Here is a 22,285-nt window from a genome sequence, read left to right as displayed (position 1 = left end):
TCGATGGAAACCAGAGATAATCACCGTGCCGGTGCAGTAAAGCAGATCACCTCACATTCCAATCCGATTGTGAAGGAAATTAAAGGCCTTGTTGCTCAGCGCAAGAATCGCAAACAGTCCGGATTGTTCGTTGCTGAAGGCCTGAAACTGGCAACCGACGCATTGGAAGCAGGCTGGGGTGTGCGTTATCTAGCGCTTGGTCCTGAAGCTCGTGAGAACAAGATTGCGCTAGAAGCGGCTGCGAAAGCAAAAGCCCGTGGCGCCCTCATTCTTGAGGTGAACACGGCTGTGCTTGGTGCGATCACCCGCCGTGACAACCCGCAGATGGTGGTTGGTGTTTATGAACAGCAAACTATGAAGCTGAGTGACATTGACCCGAAAAGTGCCACGACGTGGATCGCGCTCGATCGTGTCCGCGATCCCGGTAATCTGGGAACCATTATCCGCACCGGCGATGCGGTTGGTGCGACTGGTGTTATTCTGATTGACGAAACAACTGATCCATTTGCTGTTGAGACTGTACGTGCGACAATGGGCTCTCTGTTCCATATGCCACTTGTGCGCTGTACTGCTGATGAGTTCGTTGAATTCCGCAAGAGCTGGTCCGGACCTGTGGTTGGCACCCATTTGCGGGGCACAAAGGACTATCGTGCTGTAGATTATAAAGAACCTGTCATTTTGTTGATGGGCAATGAGCAGGCTGGCCTGAGTGATAAACTGGCTGATACCTGCTCTGATCTGGTGAAAATTCCGCAGGCGGGGCAGGCTGATTCAATGAACCTGGCTGTTGCAACGGCTGTGATGCTTTATGAAGTGCGCAGGAACTATCTGAAGCTGTAAACGTAAGCCGGGGGGCTTGGAATGCGCTTGTTGATTTTGGGAGCTGGATATTCAGCTCGCCACTTTGTGAAAATGTACGGGACCGAGTTTTCCTGGATTGGCGGAACGACCCGCTCTCCTGAGAAAATGGAGGAACTGCAGTCCAAAGGGGTTCAGCCGATCCTCTTTGACGGACAAACAGCAAGCGATGAGCTGTTGGAGGCTATTGCCACCGCCACTCATATTCTGGTTTCTGCCGCGCCAACGGACGATGGTGATCCTCTGCTGAATGCTGCGCGTGACGCAGTTGCGAAAGCAAAGCCAACGGCGATCTGCTATCTCTCTACCATCGGGGTATATGGCGACCACGGAGGTCGTTGGGTGACAGAAACAGCGGAGTGCAATCCAACCTCCAAACGCTCCAAGCAGCGTCTGGAAGCAGAGCACGAGTGGCTTGCATTCTCAGAAGAGACCAGCATTTCAGTCAGCATTTTGCGCCTTGCCGGCATTTATGGCCGTGGCCAGAATGCACTTTGCAATCTGGACAAAGGCAAAGCCCGCCGGATTATCAAAGAAGGTCAGGTCTTTAACCGTATTCACGTGAGTGATATTGCTGGAGCTGTCCAGCATGCGTTTGAAGACAACGCCTCCGGTATTTTCAACGTGTGTGATGATGCGCCGTGTCCGCCAGAAGATGTGGTGGAATATGCTGCTCGTCTGATGGGCGTAGAGCCACCGCCAGCAATCGCCTTTGAAGATGCTGATCTTTCACCTATGGCGATTTCGTTTTACGGCGAAGTGAAACGCGCGAGCAATGCAAAGCTGAAAGGCGCTTTGGGGTATAAATTCAAATTCCCGAACTATCGGGAAGCGTTGGATTATATGTGGGAGAACGGCTGGAGCTAGAGCGTGTGAAGAACACGCCTTGATCCAACCGCTCACCTTGCACCGGTTTTGACCGCAGAGCGGATTTTTATACTGTTTCGTGTTGAGGCAGGTCTCCTTCTATCTCGTAGTAATCGCCTTTGCTGGCGCAGAAGATGTGACCTGCCAGTTTCGAGCCTGTCGTTTCTTCCAGAAGCCCAGCGCTGAAGTAAACTTCATGAGCAATCTCGGGGATTTTGTCTCCGTGATAAAACAGGCTGCTGCCGCAGTTGTTGCAAAATGCGCGCTTCGCGTAATCAGAGGAGCGGTAATATGAGATGTTCTCTTCTCCGCTCTCAACCTTCAAAGCATCAAACGGAATCGCGATTGCATGGAACGGTCCACTGTTCCAACGACGGCACATTGTGCAATGGCATAAACCAATATCTTTTTGGGGCGCTTCAGCCTTGAATGAGACTTCGCCACAAAGGCATTTCGCTTTATAAATCCGCAAGTCAGTCATCTCTCTCTCCCTTAGAGCTTGTTGGGTAACCTTAGCCGAGGGCCACGGTTTGGGATAAGATCAATTTCCTCATCAATCTTCGTAGGCATATTGAGGGCGACCATCTTCGATCTCATAGTAGTCACCCTTTGTGGCACAGAAGATATGATTGCCTGCTGTGAGGCCTGTTGGCTGCTCCAACGTACCCACGGCAATCGCAATTCGGTCTTTCCATTGAGGATGGCGGTCTGCATGCCAAAACAGGTTTGATCCGCATTTTGAACAGAAGCCGCGGCGGGCAAACTCGGAGGATTCATAGTATTTGACGGCATCTTCGCCAGAGATGAACTTCAGATCTGCCAGCGGCAAGCTGAATGCCTCAAACGGGCCGCTGCCCCACTGACGGCATTGCTTGCAATGGCAGCTGCTGACTGGTTCATTTGGCGCTTCACCTTCAAAAGCGACCGCGCCACATAGGCAGCGCCCTTTAAATTCAATGGTCTTCGTCATCTGATTTTCCAATACCTACTGAAATAAGATGGCCTCTCGAATCGAGGGCTATGCGATTCCTTAAAGAGAACATATAGCGAACATTTGTATTCAGCAAGCGTTCAGGTTAAGTCTCGTATCTGGATTTCATAGATTCAATTTTTGTCCAATCAGATGTGCGGGGCACTACAAGGTGATTGGACTTCAGGGAAGGCATGTTGGGGATGCGGGTACTGTTTACTGTTGTGGGGTTGGGGCTGGCACTTAGCGGTTGCGCCTCCCTTTCTGAGGAAGATTGCAAGGTCGGCGACTGGCAAGGCATTGGCGTTGTTGATGGGCGCGCTGGTTATACCTCTGACAAGCTGAATGAACATACTAAAGCTTGCGGCAAGTACGGTGTCACGCCGGATGTGGGAGCTTATATGGCTGGGCGAACGATTGGCCTGCAAAGCTATTGCACGCCAATTTCTGGCTTTGAGCAGGGCCGCGAGGGCAAGAGCTATCGTGGTGTATGCCCAATCGCCACAGAAGAGAGCTTCAAAGTCGGCTACTCTCTAGGCAACCAGCTTTATTCGGCAAACGAGTCTGCCAGTGAAGCTCAGGAAGCTGTCTGGGAAATTCAACGCCGCATTGACCGGCTTGAAGAAGAGGCACGTGGTGAGGATTGCAAGTCTGGCAAGGAAGGCAAGGCCTGCCGGAAAGCTGCAGATTCCGCCCGTACAGACTCGTATCTGGCTCGTGCAGACCTGCTGCTTGCACAAAATCGGTTATTCTCGCGCGAACGCCAGCGCGATCGTGTCCGAAAAGAAGTCACCAATAAGCTGCTTGACCTTGAACCGAGCTACAACCCCTCTTAAAATTTGTAGGCAAATGCAGATTCTTAGGGGAAGGCGAGCCGATGAAAACGTGGCGTGTTTATCTTTCAGGTGAAATCCACAGTGATTGGAGAGAGCGTATTGAACATGGTGCGGCTGATGCAGGCCTACCTGTTCATTTTGACAGTGCTGTTACCAATCACGAAGCCAGTGATGATTGCGGTGTCGAAATTCTAGGTCCGGAAGAAAACAACTTCTGGCGAGATCACAAGAGTGCGAAGGTGAATGCAATGCGCACTCGCACGCTGCTCTCTGAGGCCGATATCGTTGTGGTTCGCTTTGGCGACAAATACTGGCAATGGAATGCAGCATTCGATGCAGGGTTCGCCTCAGCATTGGGCAAGAGCATCATCGTGTTGCACGAACCTGCTCTGACGCACCCACTGAAGGAAGTGGATGCAGCAGCCCTTGCTGTTGCTGAAGACCCTGACCAGGTGGTTGATCTGCTTCGTTACGTGATCCGCGGCGAGCTGTAAGCCCCTCCCAATTCAAGGGAAGACGCTGTTTCACCACGGCCCTACACTCTCACCTCACTATGAGGGATGAGTGTGGGGCTTTTGTTTTTTGGGCTCTAAGAATGGGATTTGTGCGTTGACAAGCGTTCGTGACATTTTTGATTTTGACGAGTTTCCAGAAATCAATTTGCCAGAAGATGGGATCATCGTCATTACCCGCGCGCGTAATGAAATGTTGAGACTACCGTTCTTTCTCGAGCATTATCGGAGCATCGGGGCAAGCCACATTTTCGTCGTCGACAACGCATCCACCGATGATACAGCGACTTATCTGGAAGCACAGCCAGACGTGACCAGATTTCACACGAGCAAGCTTTATAAGCAGTTCAAACGAAACTGGCTACTCGCCATTCTCAATGAATACTGCACAAACAGATGGACCATTTTGGCTGATACCGACGAACAGTTCGTTTATCCAGGCTGGCCAGAAACCAAGTTGACTGATCTGACTGTTTATTGGGATAGTGTTGGTGTGGAAGGTGTCATTGCTCCGCTTATCGACATGTACTCTGACAAACCGCTAGTTGATGTTGATTACAGGCAAGGCGACCCATTTCTTCAAACATGCCCATATTTCGATACGACATCAACCTGGGCCGTTCCTGTTTCATCGGAAGGCAAAGGCCCAAGTTTTGAAATTCGTGGGGGTATCAGAGGCCGCCTTTTCGGGATCCCTCCCAAAAGGAAAGAAGTTGCTCCACTTGGTCAACTACGGAATCTGTATCTTGCACCTGCAAAGATTCACCAGAAGCTCCCTTTTCGAAATTATCTGGAAAGACGACTTAAGCGATTTCTGAAAAAGCAATGCCCACAACTTACCAAAGTCCCGCTCATCAGATGGAACCCTACCTATTCTGAATTATGGGGCACTCACGAGGTTGATATAAGAACCAACCTTGCTGAAGATTGGGGTGCAATGCTGCATTTTAAGTTTTTTCAAGATTTCAAGTTCCGCGTTGAAGAGGAAATAACCCGGCAGGCCTATCACGCCAACGGTGAAGAATACAAAGCTTACTACATAGGAATGGAGAAGATTCTTCACCAATCACCTATGTACGAAGGGTCGATGAAGTTCACAAACGTAAGTGATGTGTATACCTCTCAACAGGCTTACTGTTCTCTTTCATTACATAGATATCTAAAACAACTTTCCCCTGCGAAAGACGCATCTCTTCTGGAAACCGTAGTTGCTTAGTTTGTTCCAATTACTAGTTAATGGAGTGTCGTAATGCATTTTCTTAAAGGCCTCGAACACCACTTGAAAATGCGTAGGCGCTATAAAACGCTACGTGGCATCAAACTGGATGTTTCCCAACCTGAAATTGACCTGTTCGTTAAAGAGCAAATTGTACGTGGCACCTATGAAAGTGAAGAACACAATCTTCTAACACAGCTGCTGAAACCTGAAGATCGTGTGCTGGAGCTAGGCGCCTGTATTGGTTTTCTGTCAGCAACAGCTTCTATGATTTGCGGTTCCGAGAACGTGATGTGCATAGAAGCCAACCCAAACCTCATTCCAGTTATTGAGAACAACCATTACTTAAACGATATCTCCCCCTCGATTGTAAGCGGGATCGCAGACTTGGAAGATAATGCTCAATCTACGTTTTATGTTGGAGAGCGCATCACTGGTTCATCCGTCCTTGAACGAAAAGAAAGTCGGGAAATTCTTCAGAAGACAGTCGATGTCAATCGATTGATCAGGGAGTTTAATCCCAGTTTTTTGATGATGGATATTGAAGGAGCTGAGATTGGTCTGTTGCCAGCCTTGAATATGGCAAATATCCGCATGTTAGTTATTGAATTTCATCCCAAACTCAACGGATTTGACGCTGTCACTGAGTGTATTAAAGCAGTGATCGAAAAAGGGTTCGCCTTGCGGGTCGATCAGTGCCAAAACAAATGCGTCGTCCTTCAAAAAACATCTGACCCTGATCATGTGATGAGCACGCAACTCAGCCATGCTCTTGAAACGCAAGAAGTATTATCCCAGTAACGAATACTACTCAAAATACTGCAGGTCCACAGCCGCAAAACAAGCGGCTATGGAGTATGTTTGCATTTTCATCAAGCATTGAATGCGATGAGGGTGTTGCCCCAGTGGTGGCCTTTGACCCAGATTGGGGCCGAGACCAGTTTGATCATCATTACTTTGCCGCCCCCCATATCTCGGCGATACGTTTGCAGGCTGTATTCCTTGGTGTTCTTGCTTGCGTTCAGGCCAGCATGGTCATCGAACATTCTGCGGTTACGGCAGTTTGCTGCATTCCAGACCGGGTCGTTGCCCTGCGGTTTGGAATAGTCTTTGCTGTGTGTTGGCAGATAAGCGTTCTTGTCCAGTGCTGCGCAGAAAACGATGTGGTCATCAAGATCTTTGACCGGCTCTTGAATAGCTGGAAGCACCCGATCAGTCATTTGGGTGACAAGCGCCATGAACTGCGCTGGATTGGAGCCTTCAATTGGCGTGTAGTTGAAATCGAAGAGGTCATTCACTGAGATCCGGCCTGCGTCCACTTCAGCTTCAAACGCTTCCATGGTCTTTCCAGCGGTCTCTTTTGCCACCTCGATCATCTGCTGATTGAGGTTATCGCCATGTTCGACAGCCACTTCGGCGAGAAGCGCGTCGGCGGTTTGAGAGGTGCCCAGCATCTGGCCCGAAACCTGTTCGATGCTTTCCGCATTTGTTGAGACAACACCGATCATTTCATCACGGTTGCGCAAAAGCTCTTCGGTATCGGCATCGTTGTTTGCACAAGCCGTTCGTATGGAGTCCGTATTTGCGGATATGTTGTCAACCATCGCTTCCAACTCATGGAAGAGGTCGTTGATGGATTGAGTGCTGCTTTCAGCGGTTCCGACGGTACCAAGCGCGCTCTTACCCAAGTCGACCAAGGTGTCAGCTTCTTTGCCGAGTTGGAGAATGGTCTGGTCGATCTGCTCCGTTGCAACAGTCGTTTGTGTTGCGAGAGCTTTCACTTCACTGGCCACAACCGCAAAGCCCTTCCCTGCTTCACCTGCACGGGCTGCTTCAATGGTTGCGTTGAGCGCCAGCAGGTTGGTTTGACGGGCAATGGCATCGATAGAGCTGGAGAATTGGCGGACGTTGGCAAATGAAGCCTGAAGACCTTCCAGTTGTCGGTTGATACTGCTGATGGCCGTTGACAGGCTGTTGATGTTGGCAAGCGCGTCGGTCACCACCTCCTGCGACTTAGACATGGTATCGCGGGCGTTAGACGTCTGCTCAGCAGTTTGTTCAACCGCCGCACTCACTTCCCGGTTACTTTCGACAACGCGCCCAGACGCGTCCTGGAGGCTTTCCATGGCCACTTTCAAAGCGCCTGCGGTGTTATTCACGGCGTCCAGCTCTCCCGCAGCTGATGCCATGTCCAACGCGAGCGCATCCAATTCGCCAAACAAGCGTGCACTATCAATGGAATTCTTAGGTTCTGTAAATTCCACCACTGCAGACTGACCGATTACTTCTCCTTGGTCGTTTGCAGCGGCTTCAGCAAGCATTTGTGTATTACGCTTAAAAAAAGCCATATCGAAAACCTCTCAATCGCGCAAAGATTTTCATATTTTTACTTATAGATTATTAACCTTGTTATTATTCCTCTTCTCAATTTCAAGTTACTGTATTAAAAAGGATAATCACAAAACATCCTGTGATTACTTTTCTATTTTCAAACTACTATGTGCGGTGCATATGATTTATCGTGAAATGTGCTTATCAGATCAGGATGCAGTTATTGCTCTTTGGAAAGCTGCTGGGGTCTTCCGTGAATGGAATGATCCGGTTCGGGATATCGAGAAAGCACTCGAGGGCGAACACTCTACGATTTTGATTGGTCAGCTGGATGGGATTGTTGTTGCCAGCATTATGTGCGGTGAAGACGGGCATCGCGGTTGGTTTTATTATGTCAGCACACACCCGAACCATCAGGGAAAAGGGCTTGGTAAGGCAATTACAGCAGCAGCAGAGGATTGGTTGCGGGCTCGAGGTATTTGGAAGGTTCAGTTGCTTGTACGCGGAGATAACACGCAGGCTGTCAGCTTCTATGAGGGACAAGGGTACTCGGATACCCACTCCGTCTGTTTGCAAAAGGTGATTGAACCAGTGTGAGGTGACGTTTTTGCGCAGATTTCACAGGGGCCTTGGAAACAGTTGAAAGCTTACAAGTACAATCCGAGGTATTCTGGAATTTTGCTAGCAGTACCATCTTGTTAGGCGTCAACTCATATATTATCATAGCATTTATTGAATAAATTTAAGTAATCTATAAAATAAAATCAGGCGAAATAAACAATAACAATGAACTACAACAGTTTAATGTGACGTCCAGCAGATATTATTATTCTCGTATGCGGCATATTATAACTTGAATACATTACTCATATTACATTTGCAGATTTTTTATACCCCAATTGCTTCGTGAAGATGTCATGTTAGCACCGTAGTATGCATTCACCTTCTTCTACGGGATATTTCCAATGACGAACGAATTTATGAATGAACTCACAGCAGATGAGTGGGATGAGCAGAATTTCCCTCGTGCTGAAGAAAATGAATTTGACCGCGTTGTCGAGCATGCGATTTCACGCCGCGGATTTCTGGGTGGCGTGTTGGCATTTGGCTCCGGCGCTGCTGTGATGGGCACTGGTGTACTTGGCCTCTCCATGTCTGAAGCCAAAGCGTCTACTTCGCGCTTTGCATTCAAACCTATTCCAACTTACACAGATGCGACCGTGCATGTGCCTGAAGGCTACAGCTGGAAAATTCTGGCACGCTGGGGCGATGCTCTGGTGGATGGTGCTGAAGCTTTCAACCATGAGACGGGTGGTTCAGCTGCTGGTGCTGATAAGGTGTTTGGCGAGAACACTGACGGTATGGAAAGCTTTCAGTTTCAGGGTAAGCAACTGCTCGCGATCAACCATGAATACGCCAACCGCAAGATCAACCTGCCTCAGAACGAAGATGGCGCACCGAAGAGCGCTGACGATGTTCTGAAACTGCAACATCTGCAAGGTGTGGTTGTTATTGAAGTGGAAGACGGGGACGATGGCTGGGCGATCGTGAAGAATAGTCCATTCAACCGCCGCCTCACACACAACACACCGATGATGCTGGCAGGCCCTGCTGCTGGTCATCCCTTGCTGCAGACGGATGCTGATCCTTCTGGCACCCAGTCGCTTGGAACCTTCAACAACTGCGGATCTGGCAAAACGCCCTGGGGCACGTATCTGACTTGCGAAGAGAACTTCAACGGGTACTTTGGCGCGACTGAAGCTGCTCCAGCTGCACGTCTGGACGGTGTTGATGCTGGCTATCAGCGTTATGGCATCAACGAGACAGGCTTCAATTATGACTACCACAAGTTCGATGAGCGCTTTGACATCGCGAAGAACCCAAACGAGCCGCATCGTGCTGGTTGGATTGTAGAGATCGACCCGACAGATCCGACTTCTACGCCTGTGAAACACACCGCCCTGGGCCGCTTCAAGCATGAGAATGCGGAAGCTGTTCTGGCACCAGATGGCCGCGTAGTCGTTTACATGGGGGATGATGAGCGCGGTGAGTTCATGTACCGCTTTGTCTCCAACGGCATTTACGCTCCAGGTCAGCCAACTGATGGCTTGCTCGATGAGGGTATGCTCTATGTTGCTAAGTTCAACGATGATCAGACAGGTGAGTGGTTGGCACTGACTCCAGAAACCACTGGTATGGACGCGGCGAGCATCCTGATCTTCAGCCGTATTGCTGGCTCTGCTGTTGGTGCAACCACCATGGATCGCCCGGAATGGATTTCTGCCAATCCTAATGCAGTAGAAGCTTATTGTTGTCTGACCAACAACAAGAACCGCGGTGTGAAGCCAAATGCAGGTGGTGACGATACTTCCGTCAACGGCCCGAACCCGCGTGAGACCAACAAATACGGCCAAATCGTCCGCTGGCGTCCTCATAACGAAGATCATGCGGCTGACACGTTCGACTGGGATCTTTACGTGATGGCTGGCAATCCGGCTGTTCACGAAGGTCCGAAGGCCGGGTCTGCAAACGTCAATACTGGCAATATGTTTAACTCACCGGATGGTATGGCATTTGATGAGACGGGCATGGTCTGGATCCAGACGGATGGTAACGACAGCAATGAAGGCGATTTTGCCGGAATGGGTAACAACCAGATGCTGGTTGGTGATCCTGTGACGGGCGAAATCCAGCGTTTCATGACCGGACCAACCGGCAGTGAAGTCACTGGTCTGACCTGGTCTGTTGATCGCCGCAGCATATTTGTGGGTATTCAGCATCCGGGCGGTAACTGGCCAGACGGCGGCAAACTGCCACGCTCATCCGTCATAGTCATCAAACGCGACGACAACGGTGTGATTGGGTAAGCAGACGTCACAGCTCATACGATACCCCTCTGGGACAGAGCGTCCCGGAGGGGATTTTGCTAACATAGCCTGGCAAAGCCTCTTACCTGTGATTTCACTTTGCATATGCCAAGCTAGCAATAACTGAGTGTGTTTAGTGATTAAAGACGGCTGTGATCTTGGCGGATTGCAGCCTGTTCACACCAATCATGTAGCCGACCAATGCGTTGCTAGGATTTTCAGGGAGATCCAGAACAGGAACGCCGAGTGCATGGATAGTGAAGATGTAACGGTGTACTTCTCCCTGAGGGGGACAGGCACCACCAAATCCTTTTGAGCCATAGTCATTGGTGATTTCCATTGAACCGGAAGGCAGGGTTTTGTCATTGCTCGCGCCTTCTTCAAGAGAGTTTGCAGAGGCAGGAATATTCACCACATTCCAATGCCACCAGCCGGAGCCGGTTGGAGCATCCGGGTCATAAGCAGTAAGAGCGAAGCTTTTGGTGCCTTCTGGTGCGTTGGACCAACTGAGCTGAGGCGAAAGGTTGCCTCCGGTACATCCGAATCCGTTATAAACGAACTCGTTTGTAAGCTGTGCTCCCTCAGCAATGGAGGTACTGGTGAGCTTAAAGCCTTGCGCGTGGGCGGCAGATGCAAGAGAAGCGGCGATGGCCAGACCAAGTGTGAGTGGTTTCGGTAACATGTTATCTCCAGTGGCTTAGTGCGTTGAACATATTCCAGCTATAGGCAGTACTTGCAGCTTGCGCTTTCGCGTTTCACTCACAAACTATCAAATTTCGATTAACGTTCTCGTAATCGGATCTCTTTCGGACGAATGCCGAAGCGTTTTTTGAAAGCCTCGGAGAAATGTGAAGGTGTGTTGAAGCCGCAATCCAATGCAATGTTCGAGATTGGATCATGAGTGGATTGCAATAAGGCTAGCCCCTTCTCCAAGCGGGCGTGGAGCAGAGCTTTTGCAAAGCCATGCCCAGACTTGGCAAGCCAACGGCGGAAGGTTGCCTCACTCATGGCGAAATGGCTGGCAACATCAGTCGCGCGCCATGCGTAGCTCAAATCAGTTTCAATGAGGCTGCGTAGCTTGCTCAGCGAATTGACTGTATCAGGCTTTGGCAGATGAACTCCTATATGGCGCAGCCAGATTAACGGCTCCAACAGGCGGTGTTGCTTTAACGCTTCCGGAAGAGAAGCATTTGTTAGTGTCTCTTTGACTAGAGCGAGTACTTCTTCAGGCTGCTGCTCTTCACCACGCACAATCTGAATACCTGTAGCCACTGGATTAGCCGATTGATCTGCAAAGACTGCATCAACCAGCGCGTTATCGATACTAACGCCATCAGCTTGATATTTATCATTCACCAGAGGTCTATTCTCGAGGCTAATTATGGAACCGGGAGGGAAGATAAAGAGATCTCCCGCTGAGCCAATCAGTTCGCCGTTGAGTGGACAAATGACCTTTTTCGTCCCTTTATGAATGAACGAGAGGAACGTTTGCCGAAAATACAGATCCGTAAATGTTGCTCTTGTGGCCTGTGTGATCGGATGAATGGACAATTTCGGGGCAATTGATGCCACCTTTTCAGGCACATTACTCGTGAGTTGGGCCACTTTCGCTAGCACCTTTCCGACAGTAGTTTTTGCGATCTTATTGATCAGGTGCAAGATGGCAAGTATAGGTCATTGGGCTTGCTTCCTGCGAGTCATATTGCCTGCAGATCAGAACCGCTGGATTTGAGGGGCGCCATCGGTGATTTCGTAGTAGTCCCCTTTGTCTTTTACAAAGATGTGCTTGCCTATGTGTAGGTTGGTTGGCTCATTCAGACAGCCAGCAGCTATAGCGATACCTTCTTCATTGTTCATTCGGTAGAACAAGCTCGAGCCGCAGAACTTACAGAAGCCGCGTTTTGCAAAGTCAGAGGACGAATACCAGGTAAGCCCTTCATCTGCAGTAAAACTGACTTTTTCATAGGGGGCATGCGTTGAGGCCCAGACATGGCCACTTGTGCGCCTGCATTGGCTGCAATGGCAGACTGTAACTGTGTCTCTCACCTCTTCCACCTGAAAGCTCACTTTACCGCAGTCGCATTTCCCATTGACCATGCTCACCCCCAATACACCAAAGCGCTGAATGCGCATTTTTTTGTCGTTTTGCTATTTCTTCACATACTGCGGCAGAAGAACAGGCCTCTTTCGTCGAGTATGGGAGCGAACACAAAAAAAGCAGGCACCTTGCGGAACCTGCCTTTTTCAAAAAAGCTTCTGCTTTCTACTATAGCAATTAAGCTACAGCAGCCTGCGCCTTTTCAACCAGTGCTTTGAATGCGTCTGGCTGATTGATCGCGAGGTCAGAAAGAACCTTACGGTCAACTTCGATGCCAGCTTTGTTCAAGCCATCGATGAAGCGGCCGTAGGTCATGCCGTGTTCACGGGTCGCTGCGTTGATACGCTGGATCCAGAGTGCACGGAAGTTCCGCTTGCGAGCTTTACGGTCGCGGTAAGCGTACTGTGCCGCTTTCTCGACTGCCTGCTTAGCAACGCGGATGGTGTTCTTACGACGGCCATAGTAACCTTTGGCTGCCTTAATAACTTTTTTGTGACGAGCGTGGGCGGTGACGCCTCTTTTTACACGTGACATGGTAGTCTCCTAGTGTCAGGTTTTAAGGCTTAGCCGTAAGGCAGATATTTTTTCACGATACGTGCATCTGCATCGCACAGAGTGGTTGTACCACGTGCGTTACGGATGAACTTAGTCGTGCGTTTAATCATGCCGTGGCGTTTGCCAGCCTGGCCACACTTAACTTTGCCAGTCGCGGTCAGCTTGAAGCGTTTTTTAGCTCCAGACTTCGTCTTCAACTTGGGCATTTTGCGTCCTTTCTTGTGATGATCAGTAAACTGATCAAAAATTTGCAATGGATGCATCAGAAGCCGCCACGGCATGCCCTGTAATTCCTGCCTGATTTCCTATAAATACCTAGGAGGCAAACTACAGCCGGGCGACTTTGAACGAGGCCTTATAAAACTGCCAGCATGGGAATGCAAGAAGATTTCAAGAGAACTTGCTGACTGGAACCCGGTCTCTGCTGATAGCCAAGAATATCAACATCTGACCACAATAATATAGTGTCCAAAGTGCTACTGAAACCGGCAGCTGAAGAGGGCTGATGTCGTCCAGACGGAAGAGCTGGATAGCTAACAAAGTGTCAGACATCATGAAGGCGAGAGCGCCTATCAAAACCCAGCCACCAACCTGTGCTGCCATCCCTCCCATAGTTGCTATCAAAATTATATAGATCGCAACAGGAATCATGAGATCACCGGTAAAGGGAAGCAACCACCAGCCAGTCGACAGCACCAGAACTGAGAGAGCAGCTCCTGACACTATGAATATCCTGGAATCGAAATGCCTGACTTTTCGAGAGAATAAGAGGATATAAAAAATATGTGCGATCGCAAAACTGCAAAGCCCAACAAGGAACCGAACTTCACCCGGCACAGCCAGCGCTGCATCTCCCACTGAGGATGTCGTCAGGGCCAATGCAAGCAGGAGCGGAGCTTGCGTTACAAAAGCCCAAAGAGCGACAACTCCGAGAGCTGTTGTTTTCACAACGGTTTTCAGTAGTGACGGGTCTTGCCAGCAAAAATACACTCCATACGCAAGCGCAAGACTAAAGCTAATTAAGAAAATAACCTGTCGCATTATCATCGCCCAATTTCAAAACATATCGAAATCAGGCTAAGGCGCATTTTGATCGAATGAAATAGCCTATACGGCAAATAATTTTCTACAAAAGGTTTGCCGGGCCGTGAAGAACGGCTGTAAAGGAAGAGTGGCATACTCCAAAGCATCTGCCTCAAGTCTTCATGGCAAAGTCAACGTTACCCGCTTTGCAAATGCATTCTTTTTGAAGCCCAGGAAGTGCTTTAAATTTCAATCCCAAGCTTTTGCATCACGCTTTCCCACTGCGCAAAAAGCGATTTACAGGCTTCACGCTCAACCCCTTCAATCACCGCAATCTGAGGGCGTTGCACCATATGACCTATCAAATCCCGCGCCCTCAAGTCCATTTCCTGAGGCCAGAAGCGTGTCGCATCCTCATTGGTATAGGCACCAGAGACAACCTGGTCGATTCCAGCCCATATAGTTGCGGCGGTACACATGGCGCAGGGTTCGCAGGTACTGTACAGGGTGCAACCGGCAAGCCACCGAGAGCCCTGCACTTTACTCGCCTGCCGAATGGCATTGACTTCTCCATGACAGGTCGGGTCACATTCCCGGATCACACTGTCGTAGGCCTGAGCCAACAACCTTCCTTCAGCAGTATAAATCGCCCCACCGAATGGAGAGGGATACGAGGTTTGAAAGGAGGAAGCAGTGAAGGCAACAAGTTCTTGCATGCGTTCGTGATGTAATTTCATCTCATCATTCATCATCAGGCCTCCACTTTCAGGTACAAACGAAAATACCCGACACAGTGTGCCGGGTAATCTCAAAATTCTCTGGGGCTACGGTTGAGTAGCTACACGGAAACAAAGCCGGAGCGCTTCAACCAAACCGTATTAACGAGCGATAGGTGAGAGCACCATCATCATCTGGCGGCCTTCAAGCTTTGGATGGGACTCGACTTTAGCGATGTCCGCAGTCTCTGCTTTAACCTTCAGGAGCAACTTCATGCCGAGATCCTGGTGAGCCATTTCACGGCCACGGAAGCGAAGTGTCACCTTCACTTTATCACCATCTTCAAAGAAGCGCTTCATGTTCCGCATCTTCACTTCATAATCATGAGTGTCGATGTTCGGACGCATTTTGATTTCTTTGATCTCAACGATCTTCTGTTTTTTGCGTGCTTCTGCAGCTTTCTTCTGAGCTTGGTACTTATAGCGACCATAGTCCAGAATCTTACAAACAGGTGGCTGACTGTTCGGAGCAATTTCGACCAGGTCCAAACCTTGTTCCACCGCCATTGCGAGGGCTTCTTCGGTTGGAGTTGGGCCGAGGTTGTCACCCTCGGTGTTGATCAGCTGCACTTCGCGAACGCGAATCTCTTTATTGGTGCGCGGCCCTTCCTTAGTGGGTGGCGGTGCGCGAAACGGACGGCGAATGTGAGTATCTCCTCTTTAGACTGCCGAACTTGCGAATATTTGGTAACAGTTCAATGACTGGTTCCGACTGTTTCGTCAAGTCGAGAAACGCGTGGGAAGGGCATCAATTGCACTGCCTTGCTAGAATCAGGAAAAATGCCACGTAAGTCAACACTAGTTTTGTTGGTTCTGACGCGACATTTACAACCAGTTAGCTTCCTGTTGGTAACAGCTCGCGGTAAACGTTTAGTGTGGCATCACACATAGCCTGCTTGGTGAATGACCGTTCTACATGGTCATGAGCCCGTTTGGTGAGTTTGGCACGGTCTTCGGCGCTCATATCCAAGGCCTGAGCCATCAACTCGCAGAGTTCCTCAGCATCACCATTTTCAAAATGCCAACCAGTGCGCTCTTCTGCCTTTACAACAGGCGGTACAAGAACTGTTTCTGGCACTGCGCCTATGTTGGAGACGATGATCGGCACGCCAGCGGCCTGCGCTTCTACCGCTGCACGACCGAAAGCCTCGGCTTCAATGGAAGCAACGACAGAAACATCTGCTATTGCGAGGGCTGCCGGAACATCTGAGCAGTGGCCGACGATACGCACACGTTCAGTCAAATCAGATTCTGCAATCTGAAGCTCCAATGACTGGCGATAGGATTCGCGTCCCTGATCATCGCCCGCTAAAACCACAAGCACATCATCATAGCCGCCACGTTCGATGAGCTGGCGCGTTGCTTCAATCAGCACGCGCTGGCCTTTCCATTCTGTCAGGCGGGCAAGGTTTATCACCACACGGCGGTTGTCAGAGACGCCCCAGCGCGCACGCAGGTCTGTGATACGCTCGTCGCTGATATTGTCGGGGTTGAAGGATTCCACATCCGGGCCGCGATAGATAACCGAGGTTTTGCCTTTGGTGCGCGGGTCACGCTTTTCCACCAGATCCGCTGTGAACCTGGAGTTGGCGATCACTATATCCGCGCGGGTCATGGAGGAGTTGTAGAACGCCTTGAACTTGTTCGTTTCCTTATAGATGCCGTGATAGGTGGTGACATAAGGAATGTTGAGACGGTGAGCCGCCCACAAGGCCGACCATGCGGGGGCACGGGATCTGGCATGCACCAGATCAACTCTGTTCTGCTGGCAGATACGCTCAATCAAATAGGAATTACGCCACATGGTCCAAGGGTTCTTGGACTTCACTGGCAGTTCAAAGTGTACTGCCCCTGTTGCTTCCAACTCGGGGACCATGCGTCCGCCCTGCGAAATCACAAGGCTATTCCAGCCTTCGTTGACGATCGCCTCTGCGACATCCACTGTGGTGCGCTCGGCTCCGCCGGTTTGAAGGTCGGGGACAATTTGCAAAATGGTCGGCACTTTGGACATTTCTCTATGTTTTTTGAGAGTGATCCAACTATGCTCGCCAAAATATCCGGCGGGCAACTGTGGAGGCACTGTAATCAGGTTTCCGAACAATTGCCGGCCAGTATAAGCCGATAAGTGTTTGGAGGTTATGAATGAGTGCTGACTTACCGCAATTCATCAGCGTTGGCAAAGGAGACAGTGCACGGAAGATCGCAGTGCGACATGATGAACGCGGTGCGCCGGGTGTTCTGTGGCTTTCCGGTTTCAAATCCGACATGCTGGGCACCAAGGCCGAAGTGCTTTGTGAGTGGGCTGAGAAGCAAGGCCTGACCTGCACGCGCATGGATTATTCCGGTCATGGCGAATCCGGCGGTGAGTTTGTTGACGGCACCATCTCTCTTTGGTTGGAAGAAGCCGTTGCTGTGTTCAAGCAGTTCTGTAAAGGACCGACCATTGTTGTTGGCTCTTCCATGGGCGGCTGGATGGCACTGTTGCTGGCAAAGGCGCTGCATGAAGCCTCTGATACCATTGAGGGCACCCTCTCCGGCATGGTCCTGATTGCCCCTGCCCCGGATTTCACCGAGGAGCTGATGTGGAAGCATGAGTTTACCGATGAAATCAAGCAGGAGATTATGGAGAAAGGTCGCTTTGAGCGCCCATCTGAGTATGAAGACAGCCCATACATCATCACCCGCGATCTGATCGAGGATGGCAGGACAAACCTTTTGCTTGGCGCGCCGATCATCACCAATTGCAAGACCATCATTTTACAAGGTCAGAAGGATGATGCAGTGCCATGGCAGCATGCGCTGCGTATTGTTGAGGGCATGGCCCATGACGATGTGGTGTTGACACTGGTGAAAGACGGCGATCACCGCCTGTCTCGCCCAGAAGATCTGGACCGCATGATTGCTGCTGTGGCGGAACTGGCGGGGCGCTAATCTGATTTTGTGGTTAGGCTTCTGTGATGGTAGCCTAACTGCTGCTCATTTGACCGCATAGTTCTGCGATTTTTTTGCTGAACCAGTCATAACGCGCTGCCAAAGTGCGATGTTTTTTCGCCGTCAGATAGAGCGGGTCACTGACGGGTTCTTTCAGCTCCACAATTCTGATGTTCGCTTGTGCCTCAAAACTGCGAACGGCGGTTTCTGGTAAAACCGTGTACCCGAGTCCTTGCGCAACAGGTACAAGGATCTGACTGAGCTGGTTGATGTAACCGGTTGTTCTAAGGTCAGCAGAAACAGCACTTATCTCTGGGAAATTTGGCGTGAGCAGGCGCTCTGCATAGTGTAGTCCATCCGGATGATCGATGAAGCCCAGCGACTCCAGGTCCGCGAAGACCGACGGGTTCCCATTGAAATCGGCTGGCACCACAAGGCAAAGCGGTTCATCACCGATGTGGTGTTGCACAAGTGAGGACTGAACAGTCTGCTGAGTAACGATGCAGAGATCGACCTCATTGTTTTGCAACAATTGCAGGCTGCGATGGTTGGGAGCCACTTCGACTTTCAGCAGTAAACCGGGATGGACGCTCTGTTGCTTGAGAAGTTTGGGATAGAGGTAGAGCGCCATGGACCCGGAACATGCAATGCGGACTTCACCGATATTGGGATCATCTTGCTGAATGGCGGCGCGAAGGTCTGCTTCCTGCCTCTCTGCTTTCAATGCAAAGCCCAGCAGAAGCTCCCCTTCCCGCGTCAACTCAAAGCCCTTGCCGATTTTTGTGATGAGCGGCGCACCGATTTGCTGCTCCAGCTTTTTCAGGTGCTGGCTTACACCCGGCTGTGTCATACCAAGTTGATTGGCTGTCTGGGTGAAATGACCAGTTTCAGTTAGTTTAACGAAGGTCTTAAGCCATTGGGAATTCAACATGGCCCAAGCATACATAACATTAAATTATCATAAAACTAATAAATGATAATTTCTGGTTTTCTCACAGAGTTGCTACATCCAACGTATCCAAGGCATTCCGCCTGTAAAGTTTAGCGTAGCGAGGTCTGTTATGTCCGCACCTTATCCAAGACGTTTCTCTCACATCGGTCTTTCCGTTCCGGATGTAGAAGCCGCAGTGAAGTTTTATCGTGATGTGATGGGCTGGTACATCATCATGGAACCAAGTGAGATTGTTGAAGATGATAGTCCAATTGGTGAAATGTGTACTGACGTGTTTGGTAAAGGCTGGAAGAGCTTTAAGATCGCTCATCTTTCCACCAGTGATGGCATTGGTGTGGAGCTTTTTGAGTTTGCGCAGAACGAGACCCCGGAAAATAACTTCGAATATTGGAAGACCGGTATCTTCCATTACTGTGTTCAGGACCCGGATGTGGAAGGTCTGGCTGCCAAGATTGAGGCTGCTGGCGGTAAACGCCGCATGAAGGAGCCACGCTACTATTATCCGGGAGAGAAGCCGTACCGCATGATCTACATGGAAGATCCATTCGGCAACATTCTGGAAATCTACAGCCACTCCTATGAGCTGCATTATTCCAGCGGAGCCTATAAGGAATCCTAGGTAAACAGGTATGTGCGTGAAGAATTTTAATCGAGCACATCTAAATCTGCCCAAGCTATCTTAGAGTAGCTGAAAGGCGTTTGCTCCCAAATAGACCGGAATTCTGACAGGCTTGAAGAGTAACGGTCCATGTCAAAAGACATTCTGGTAGCAATCGCCTTTTTTTCTGCCAACGGGCACACCGAGGCGTTGGCGCATGCAGTCGCTCGTGGCGCCAGTGAAAACGGTGCCAAGGTCACTTATGTGCCTGTCAGCGACTATGAGGACACGGACTGGGACGCTCTGGAAGCCGCTGATGCCATCGTTTTTGGAAGCCCGACCTACATGGGCGGTGTGGCTGCCCCCTTCAAATTCTTCATGGATGCCTCTGCAACCGTTTGGTACAAACAAGGCTGGATCAACAAGATCGCCGGTGGTTTCAGCGTATCAGGCTCCATGAGCGGCGACCGGCACAACGTCTTTCTTCAAATGGCAGCCTTTGCAGCCCAGCATGGCATGATTTGGGTAAGCCTTGGCATGCCGCCGGGCAATAATTACAGCTTTGGCAGCGACGAAGATCTCAATCGCCTTGGCGTGTATTATGGCGCAGCAGCGCAGGCCAACATGGATCAAGGGCCAGAAGTGGCTCCTCCTCAATCCGACAGAGACACGGCCTTTGCCTATGGCGCCCGCATTGCAAAGGCGACACGCCGATGGGTGGAAGGTGGAGAAAACCATCCATCTCAAAGAAAGAGCCCTTTACACTGTGGGCTTAAACCGCGTTTCTTATAGGTGACTTAATTTGGAGTGGAACGCTCAAACGGCATCAAGCTTTTGTTTCATCGCGTATTCTCATAGGTGCACCGTTGGTGGTGAACAGAGGTTACGCTGTAGACGTTGCGTTGGAGGCAACTGAATGGCATGGATCTGGCTCATCATCGCTGGACTGTTTGAAATGACCTTTGCCGTCTGCCTCAAGCTATCTGACGGCTTTACCAAGCCTTTTTATACGATAGCCTTCATCATCACGGCCTTACTGTCACTTTACTTCCTGACCAAAGCCATGGTGTCCATACCGCTTGGCACGGCCTATGCCGTGTGGACGGGGATCGGTGCCTCCGGCATTGCCATCCTTGGCATCTTCCTCTTTGGAGAACCAGTCACCTTCCTCCGCCTCTTCTTCATAGCCATGCTCATCGCCGCAATCGTCGGGCTGAAGTTTGTTTCGAATGGGTAGATGGGCAGAGAGTCCGATTTTCTAGCTATGCTCAAAGTGGGCATCAAACATATCGGCTAACTCTTGCGAAGCTCTGATCGAACCGGGCGATTGCTCGCCGAAGCTGCCACCAACACAGAACAGATTGTTTTCTAGTATCGCTGTGCGTAGCATTTCCGTTTCCAGAAGTGTGAGTTTCGGCTTGTAGCACACCACTCCGTGTATCTTATGCGTCTCTTTCATGTGTCTGATATGCTGCGAATATTCCTGCAGATCATGCAGAAGCAAGACCCTCACTTCAGGCATATCTTTAGCGCTTAAATCTGCTTTCCTTCGATACCGCAACAGTTCTGTGTTGGTATGAGTGCGTTCGCGGTATCCAACATACCTGCAGTTTCTCAGGCTGCATGTTTCCCTGAACTGCCGCGAATTCGCCTCTTCGTTATTAGCTGCAATCAGATTGAAGCTGGCAAGTCTCGATAGCTCGCCCGACTGTATCTCGTTCAAACTACTAAAATAGACGCCCTGATCAGCAAACTGATGATGCTCGGTGATATTCAGGTTTGGAAAGAACAATTCGAACTGCACGGCAAATTCATTGCCCGGTTCTGTCGAGTGCAGTATGTTTTTGAGCTTATCCGTTGAGTGCTGCTTTCTGAAATGGAACTTATAGTTCCTTCCGAAGCCAACAGCAGAATGCCCGCGGTAAAGTATTGCTGCGATTGAGCCACTGATCATGTACGCTAAATGCTGGCGATTCTTACAGATAAAGTTGCCTTCAAATTCCTCAGAGCTCAGCTGCTTATATTTAATTGCAACAATCTCGTATCCGCCCTCCAAAAGATCAGCACTGATGGCCTCTACAAACCTCTCTTGATTAGACGAGTCTGGCTTAACGAGGATTATGTTGTGTTCCATCAAGGCTCCTCCCACTAGCAAGTTGCCTAACCGCCTAGATTGTCGCCAGATTGTTATCCAGAGTTTCAACGATCTCCACACGCGCCGGATCTCGCAGTATCTTTGCGAACTTATATTTGAAGCTGCCACTGGAGAGTTCGACAATCTGTTGTGATACCCAAGAAGGACACAGCATCGTGTCTGTATCTTCATCGGTATTGTCCCAGAATGCAGTTTGGATACCTGAAGGAGCTACGACCAGAACCTTACCAAGATCTTTGTCGCGCACGAGCGATGCGCCCAACATTCCCAGTGCAGATTTGGTCGCACAGTATGCAGGCTCCAACTCACGAGGCGTATATTGCGAACTTGAGGTAATCAGCATAATCTTGAGAGGATGATCTGATCTCCTTTTCAGGCGTTGTATCAGCATCATAGGTGCCAGCAGGCCGACATTGACCATAGTCCCGAGTTCAGCATCAGCAAGCTCATCAATATGCCCGCGCTGAAGAAAACCTGCGGCATAGATAAGCGTGTGAACATTCTTGAAGCCATCCAATACCCGATCAATATTTTGCGCTAACTGAACGGGATCATCCGTTATCGAGAGGCTATGAAAGGTGGTCCCTTCAAGTTCAGGATTTTGACGTCCGGTCAGCCCAACATTATGGCCTTCTTCTAAGTAGTGCCTTGCAAGCTCAAGGCCCACGCCAGACGTACCACCAACAATCAGAATATTCTTCTTCACGAAATGATGCTTTCTCAGATTTGCTAGGTCGCTG

At 50.0% G+C, this 22,285-nt stretch carries 27 protein-coding genes; 12 read left to right on the top strand and 15 right to left on the bottom strand.

What is annotated here, in order from left to right:
- Positions 1–3 precede the first annotated feature (3 nt).
- Positions 4–840: a TrmH family RNA methyltransferase gene (locus PsWM33_RS14840; RefSeq protein ID WP_063291332.1), complete on the top strand. Its 837-nt coding sequence runs from the start codon at positions 4–6 to the stop codon at positions 838–840.
- 21 nt (positions 841–861) lie between these two features.
- Positions 862–1,725 (top strand): SDR family oxidoreductase, encoded by an 864-nt coding sequence (locus PsWM33_RS14835; protein ID WP_063300743.1) that lies wholly within the window; start codon positions 862–864, stop codon positions 1,723–1,725.
- Between the two features lie 67 nt (positions 1,726–1,792).
- Here the strand turns inward: PsWM33_RS14835 and PsWM33_RS14830 are convergent, their stop codons facing one another.
- Together PsWM33_RS14830 and PsWM33_RS14825 are read right to left on the bottom strand one after the other, a co-directional pair.
- Complete coding sequence (locus PsWM33_RS14830; RefSeq protein ID WP_063300742.1) at positions 1,793–2,206, bottom strand: GFA family protein; 414 nt, start codon at positions 2,204–2,206, stop codon at positions 1,793–1,795.
- 72 nt (positions 2,207–2,278) lie between these two features.
- Positions 2,279–2,695, bottom strand: coding sequence for a GFA family protein (locus tag PsWM33_RS14825; protein ID WP_063300741.1), 417 nt, complete (start codon positions 2,693–2,695; stop codon positions 2,279–2,281).
- 203 nt (positions 2,696–2,898) lie between these two features.
- Between PsWM33_RS14825 and PsWM33_RS14820 the strand changes: the two genes are divergently transcribed.
- The 4 genes from PsWM33_RS14820 to PsWM33_RS14805 all read left to right on the top strand — a co-directional run bounded on the left by PsWM33_RS14820 (position 2,899) and on the right by PsWM33_RS14805 (position 6,060).
- Positions 2,899–3,531, top strand: coding sequence for a DUF2799 domain-containing protein (locus tag PsWM33_RS14820; protein ID WP_063300782.1), 633 nt, complete (start codon positions 2,899–2,901; stop codon positions 3,529–3,531).
- Positions 3,532–3,572: 41 nt separating this feature from the next.
- The gene (locus PsWM33_RS14815) at positions 3,573–4,025 is read left to right on the top strand and encodes a YtoQ family protein (RefSeq protein ID WP_063300740.1); all 453 of its coding nucleotides are present in this window, start codon (positions 3,573–3,575) and stop codon (positions 4,023–4,025) included.
- A gap of 115 nt (positions 4,026–4,140) precedes the next feature.
- The gene (locus tag PsWM33_RS14810) at positions 4,141–5,259 is read left to right on the top strand and encodes a glycosyltransferase family 2 protein (RefSeq protein ID WP_208994571.1); all 1,119 of its coding nucleotides are present in this window, start codon (positions 4,141–4,143) and stop codon (positions 5,257–5,259) included.
- A gap of 33 nt (positions 5,260–5,292) precedes the next feature.
- Positions 5,293–6,060, top strand: a complete 768-nt coding sequence (locus PsWM33_RS14805) for an FkbM family methyltransferase (RefSeq protein WP_063300738.1) — start codon at positions 5,293–5,295, stop codon at positions 6,058–6,060.
- A gap of 71 nt (positions 6,061–6,131) precedes the next feature.
- Here PsWM33_RS14805 and PsWM33_RS14800 read toward each other — a convergent pair whose 3' ends face one another.
- Entirely contained in the window at positions 6,132–7,607 is a 1,476-nt protein-coding gene (locus tag PsWM33_RS14800) for a methyl-accepting chemotaxis protein (RefSeq protein WP_063300737.1), read from the bottom strand.
- Positions 7,608–7,770: 163 nt separating this feature from the next.
- Between PsWM33_RS14800 and PsWM33_RS14795 the strand changes: the two genes are divergently transcribed.
- Positions 7,771–8,187, top strand: coding sequence for a GNAT family acetyltransferase (locus tag PsWM33_RS14795; protein WP_063300736.1), 417 nt, complete (start codon positions 7,771–7,773; stop codon positions 8,185–8,187).
- Between the two features lie 368 nt (positions 8,188–8,555).
- A complete protein-coding gene (locus PsWM33_RS14790; protein ID WP_063300735.1) occupies positions 8,556–10,457 on the top strand; it encodes a PhoX family protein in 1,902 nt (633 codons plus the stop codon).
- A 133-nt stretch (positions 10,458–10,590) separates the two neighbouring features.
- Here the strand turns inward: PsWM33_RS14790 and PsWM33_RS14785 are convergent, their stop codons facing one another.
- The 9 genes from PsWM33_RS14785 to PsWM33_RS14745 form a co-directional block, all read right to left on the bottom strand.
- On the bottom strand, positions 10,591–11,139 hold the full coding sequence (locus PsWM33_RS14785; protein ID WP_063300734.1) for a YbhB/YbcL family Raf kinase inhibitor-like protein: 549 nt from the start codon (positions 11,137–11,139) through the stop codon (positions 10,591–10,593).
- Between the two features lie 98 nt (positions 11,140–11,237).
- The gene (locus PsWM33_RS14780) at positions 11,238–11,813 is read right to left on the bottom strand and encodes an AraC family transcriptional regulator (protein ID WP_244276702.1); all 576 of its coding nucleotides are present in this window, start codon (positions 11,811–11,813) and stop codon (positions 11,238–11,240) included.
- A 357-nt stretch (positions 11,814–12,170) separates the two neighbouring features.
- Positions 12,171–12,554, bottom strand: coding sequence for a GFA family protein (locus PsWM33_RS14775; RefSeq protein ID WP_063300780.1), 384 nt, complete (start codon positions 12,552–12,554; stop codon positions 12,171–12,173).
- Positions 12,555–12,732: 178 nt separating this feature from the next.
- Positions 12,733–13,089, bottom strand: coding sequence for a 50S ribosomal protein L20 (gene rplT / locus PsWM33_RS14770; RefSeq protein WP_008553032.1), 357 nt, complete (start codon positions 13,087–13,089; stop codon positions 12,733–12,735).
- Positions 13,090–13,118: 29 nt separating this feature from the next.
- Complete coding sequence (gene rpmI / locus PsWM33_RS14765; RefSeq protein WP_057464257.1) at positions 13,119–13,316, bottom strand: 50S ribosomal protein L35; 198 nt, start codon at positions 13,314–13,316, stop codon at positions 13,119–13,121.
- A 184-nt stretch (positions 13,317–13,500) separates the two neighbouring features.
- Positions 13,501–14,058, bottom strand: coding sequence for a lysoplasmalogenase (locus PsWM33_RS14760; RefSeq protein ID WP_193778406.1), 558 nt, complete (start codon positions 14,056–14,058; stop codon positions 13,501–13,503).
- Positions 14,059–14,375: 317 nt separating this feature from the next.
- The gene (locus PsWM33_RS14755) at positions 14,376–14,885 is read right to left on the bottom strand and encodes a nucleoside deaminase (protein ID WP_063300732.1); all 510 of its coding nucleotides are present in this window, start codon (positions 14,883–14,885) and stop codon (positions 14,376–14,378) included.
- Positions 14,886–15,011: 126 nt separating this feature from the next.
- Positions 15,012–15,554 carry a translation initiation factor IF-3 gene (infC, locus tag PsWM33_RS14750; protein ID WP_082596985.1) on the bottom strand — a complete coding sequence of 181 codons (543 nt, stop codon included), beginning with the start codon at positions 15,552–15,554 and terminating at the stop codon, positions 15,012–15,014.
- A 190-nt stretch (positions 15,555–15,744) separates the two neighbouring features.
- Positions 15,745–16,920 carry a glycosyltransferase family 4 protein gene (locus tag PsWM33_RS14745; RefSeq protein WP_063300731.1) on the bottom strand — a complete coding sequence of 392 codons (1,176 nt, stop codon included), beginning with the start codon at positions 16,918–16,920 and terminating at the stop codon, positions 15,745–15,747.
- 131 nt (positions 16,921–17,051) lie between these two features.
- On the opposite strand from PsWM33_RS14745, the gene PsWM33_RS14740 reads away from it, so the two are divergent.
- Positions 17,052–17,840, top strand: a complete 789-nt coding sequence (locus PsWM33_RS14740; protein WP_063300730.1) for an alpha/beta hydrolase — start codon at positions 17,052–17,054, stop codon at positions 17,838–17,840.
- A gap of 34 nt (positions 17,841–17,874) precedes the next feature.
- On the opposite strand, the gene PsWM33_RS14735 is transcribed toward PsWM33_RS14740, so the two are convergent.
- Positions 17,875–18,771, bottom strand: coding sequence for a LysR family transcriptional regulator (locus PsWM33_RS14735; protein ID WP_208994569.1), 897 nt, complete (start codon positions 18,769–18,771; stop codon positions 17,875–17,877).
- Positions 18,772–18,901: 130 nt separating this feature from the next.
- On the opposite strand from PsWM33_RS14735, the gene PsWM33_RS14730 reads away from it, so the two are divergent.
- The 3 genes from PsWM33_RS14730 to PsWM33_RS14720 all read left to right on the top strand — a co-directional run bounded on the left by PsWM33_RS14730 (position 18,902) and on the right by PsWM33_RS14720 (position 20,627).
- A complete protein-coding gene (locus tag PsWM33_RS14730; protein WP_063286729.1) occupies positions 18,902–19,411 on the top strand; it encodes a lactoylglutathione lyase family protein in 510 nt (169 codons plus the stop codon).
- 129 nt (positions 19,412–19,540) lie between these two features.
- On the top strand, positions 19,541–20,182 hold the full coding sequence (locus tag PsWM33_RS14725; RefSeq protein WP_063300728.1) for a flavodoxin family protein: 642 nt from the start codon (positions 19,541–19,543) through the stop codon (positions 20,180–20,182).
- 124 nt (positions 20,183–20,306) lie between these two features.
- Positions 20,307–20,627: a DMT family transporter gene (locus tag PsWM33_RS14720; RefSeq protein ID WP_063300727.1), complete on the top strand. Its 321-nt coding sequence runs from the start codon at positions 20,307–20,309 to the stop codon at positions 20,625–20,627.
- A gap of 21 nt (positions 20,628–20,648) precedes the next feature.
- Here the strand turns inward: PsWM33_RS14720 and PsWM33_RS14715 are convergent, their stop codons facing one another.
- Together PsWM33_RS14715 and PsWM33_RS14710 are read right to left on the bottom strand one after the other, a co-directional pair.
- Positions 20,649–21,524 (bottom strand): nucleoside-diphosphate kinase, encoded by an 876-nt coding sequence (locus PsWM33_RS14715; RefSeq protein WP_063300726.1) that lies wholly within the window; start codon positions 21,522–21,524, stop codon positions 20,649–20,651.
- A gap of 34 nt (positions 21,525–21,558) precedes the next feature.
- Positions 21,559–22,251, bottom strand: a complete 693-nt coding sequence (locus PsWM33_RS14710) for an SDR family NAD(P)-dependent oxidoreductase (protein WP_063295123.1) — start codon at positions 22,249–22,251, stop codon at positions 21,559–21,561.
- Positions 22,252–22,285 lie beyond the last annotated feature (34 nt).

Origin of the sequence: Pseudovibrio sp. WM33, from assembly GCF_001623165.1 — a bacterium.
GTDB lineage: Bacteria > Pseudomonadota > Alphaproteobacteria > Rhizobiales > Stappiaceae > Pseudovibrio.
This window is presented reverse-complemented; position numbering and strand designations above follow the sequence as displayed.

Bases quoted from the DNA above. Each gene is read 5' to 3' on its own strand.
- PsWM33_RS14755 (WP_063300732.1), bottom strand. From the start codon at position 14,885: ATGATGAATGATGAGATGAAATTACATCACGAACGCATGCAAGAACTT.
- PsWM33_RS14725 (WP_063300728.1), top strand. From the start codon at position 19,541: ATGTCAAAAGACATTCTGGTAGCAATCGCCTTTTTTTCTGCCAACGGG.
- PsWM33_RS14825 (WP_063300741.1), bottom strand. From the start codon at position 2,695: ATGACGAAGACCATTGAATTTAAAGGGCGCTGCCTATGTGGCGCGGTC.
- rpmI (WP_057464257.1), bottom strand. From the start codon at position 13,316: ATGCCCAAGTTGAAGACGAAGTCTGGAGCTAAAAAACGCTTCAAGCTG.
- rplT (WP_008553032.1), bottom strand. From the start codon at position 13,089: ATGTCACGTGTAAAAAGAGGCGTCACCGCCCACGCTCGTCACAAAAAA.
- PsWM33_RS14730 (WP_063286729.1), top strand. From the start codon at position 18,902: ATGTCCGCACCTTATCCAAGACGTTTCTCTCACATCGGTCTTTCCGTT.
- PsWM33_RS14820 (WP_063300782.1), top strand. From the start codon at position 2,899: ATGCGGGTACTGTTTACTGTTGTGGGGTTGGGGCTGGCACTTAGCGGT.
- PsWM33_RS14815 (WP_063300740.1), top strand. From the start codon at position 3,573: ATGAAAACGTGGCGTGTTTATCTTTCAGGTGAAATCCACAGTGATTGG.
- PsWM33_RS14795 (WP_063300736.1), top strand. From the start codon at position 7,771: ATGATTTATCGTGAAATGTGCTTATCAGATCAGGATGCAGTTATTGCT.
- PsWM33_RS14790 (WP_063300735.1), top strand. From the start codon at position 8,556: ATGACGAACGAATTTATGAATGAACTCACAGCAGATGAGTGGGATGAG.
- PsWM33_RS14720 (WP_063300727.1), top strand. From the start codon at position 20,307: ATGGCATGGATCTGGCTCATCATCGCTGGACTGTTTGAAATGACCTTT.
- PsWM33_RS14840 (WP_063291332.1), top strand. From the start codon at position 4: ATGGAAACCAGAGATAATCACCGTGCCGGTGCAGTAAAGCAGATCACC.
- PsWM33_RS14830 (WP_063300742.1), bottom strand. From the start codon at position 2,206: ATGACTGACTTGCGGATTTATAAAGCGAAATGCCTTTGTGGCGAAGTC.
- PsWM33_RS14745 (WP_063300731.1), bottom strand. From the start codon at position 16,920: ATGTCCAAAGTGCCGACCATTTTGCAAATTGTCCCCGACCTTCAAACC.
- PsWM33_RS14775 (WP_063300780.1), bottom strand. From the start codon at position 12,554: ATGGTCAATGGGAAATGCGACTGCGGTAAAGTGAGCTTTCAGGTGGAA.
- PsWM33_RS14800 (WP_063300737.1), bottom strand. From the start codon at position 7,607: ATGGCTTTTTTTAAGCGTAATACACAAATGCTTGCTGAAGCCGCTGCA.
- PsWM33_RS14740 (WP_063300730.1), top strand. From the start codon at position 17,052: ATGAGTGCTGACTTACCGCAATTCATCAGCGTTGGCAAAGGAGACAGT.
- PsWM33_RS14805 (WP_063300738.1), top strand. From the start codon at position 5,293: ATGCATTTTCTTAAAGGCCTCGAACACCACTTGAAAATGCGTAGGCGC.
- PsWM33_RS14735 (WP_208994569.1), bottom strand. From the start codon at position 18,771: ATGTTGAATTCCCAATGGCTTAAGACCTTCGTTAAACTAACTGAAACT.
- PsWM33_RS14835 (WP_063300743.1), top strand. From the start codon at position 862: ATGCGCTTGTTGATTTTGGGAGCTGGATATTCAGCTCGCCACTTTGTG.
- PsWM33_RS14785 (WP_063300734.1), bottom strand. From the start codon at position 11,139: ATGTTACCGAAACCACTCACACTTGGTCTGGCCATCGCCGCTTCTCTT.
- PsWM33_RS14715 (WP_063300726.1), bottom strand. From the start codon at position 21,524: ATGGAACACAACATAATCCTCGTTAAGCCAGACTCGTCTAATCAAGAG.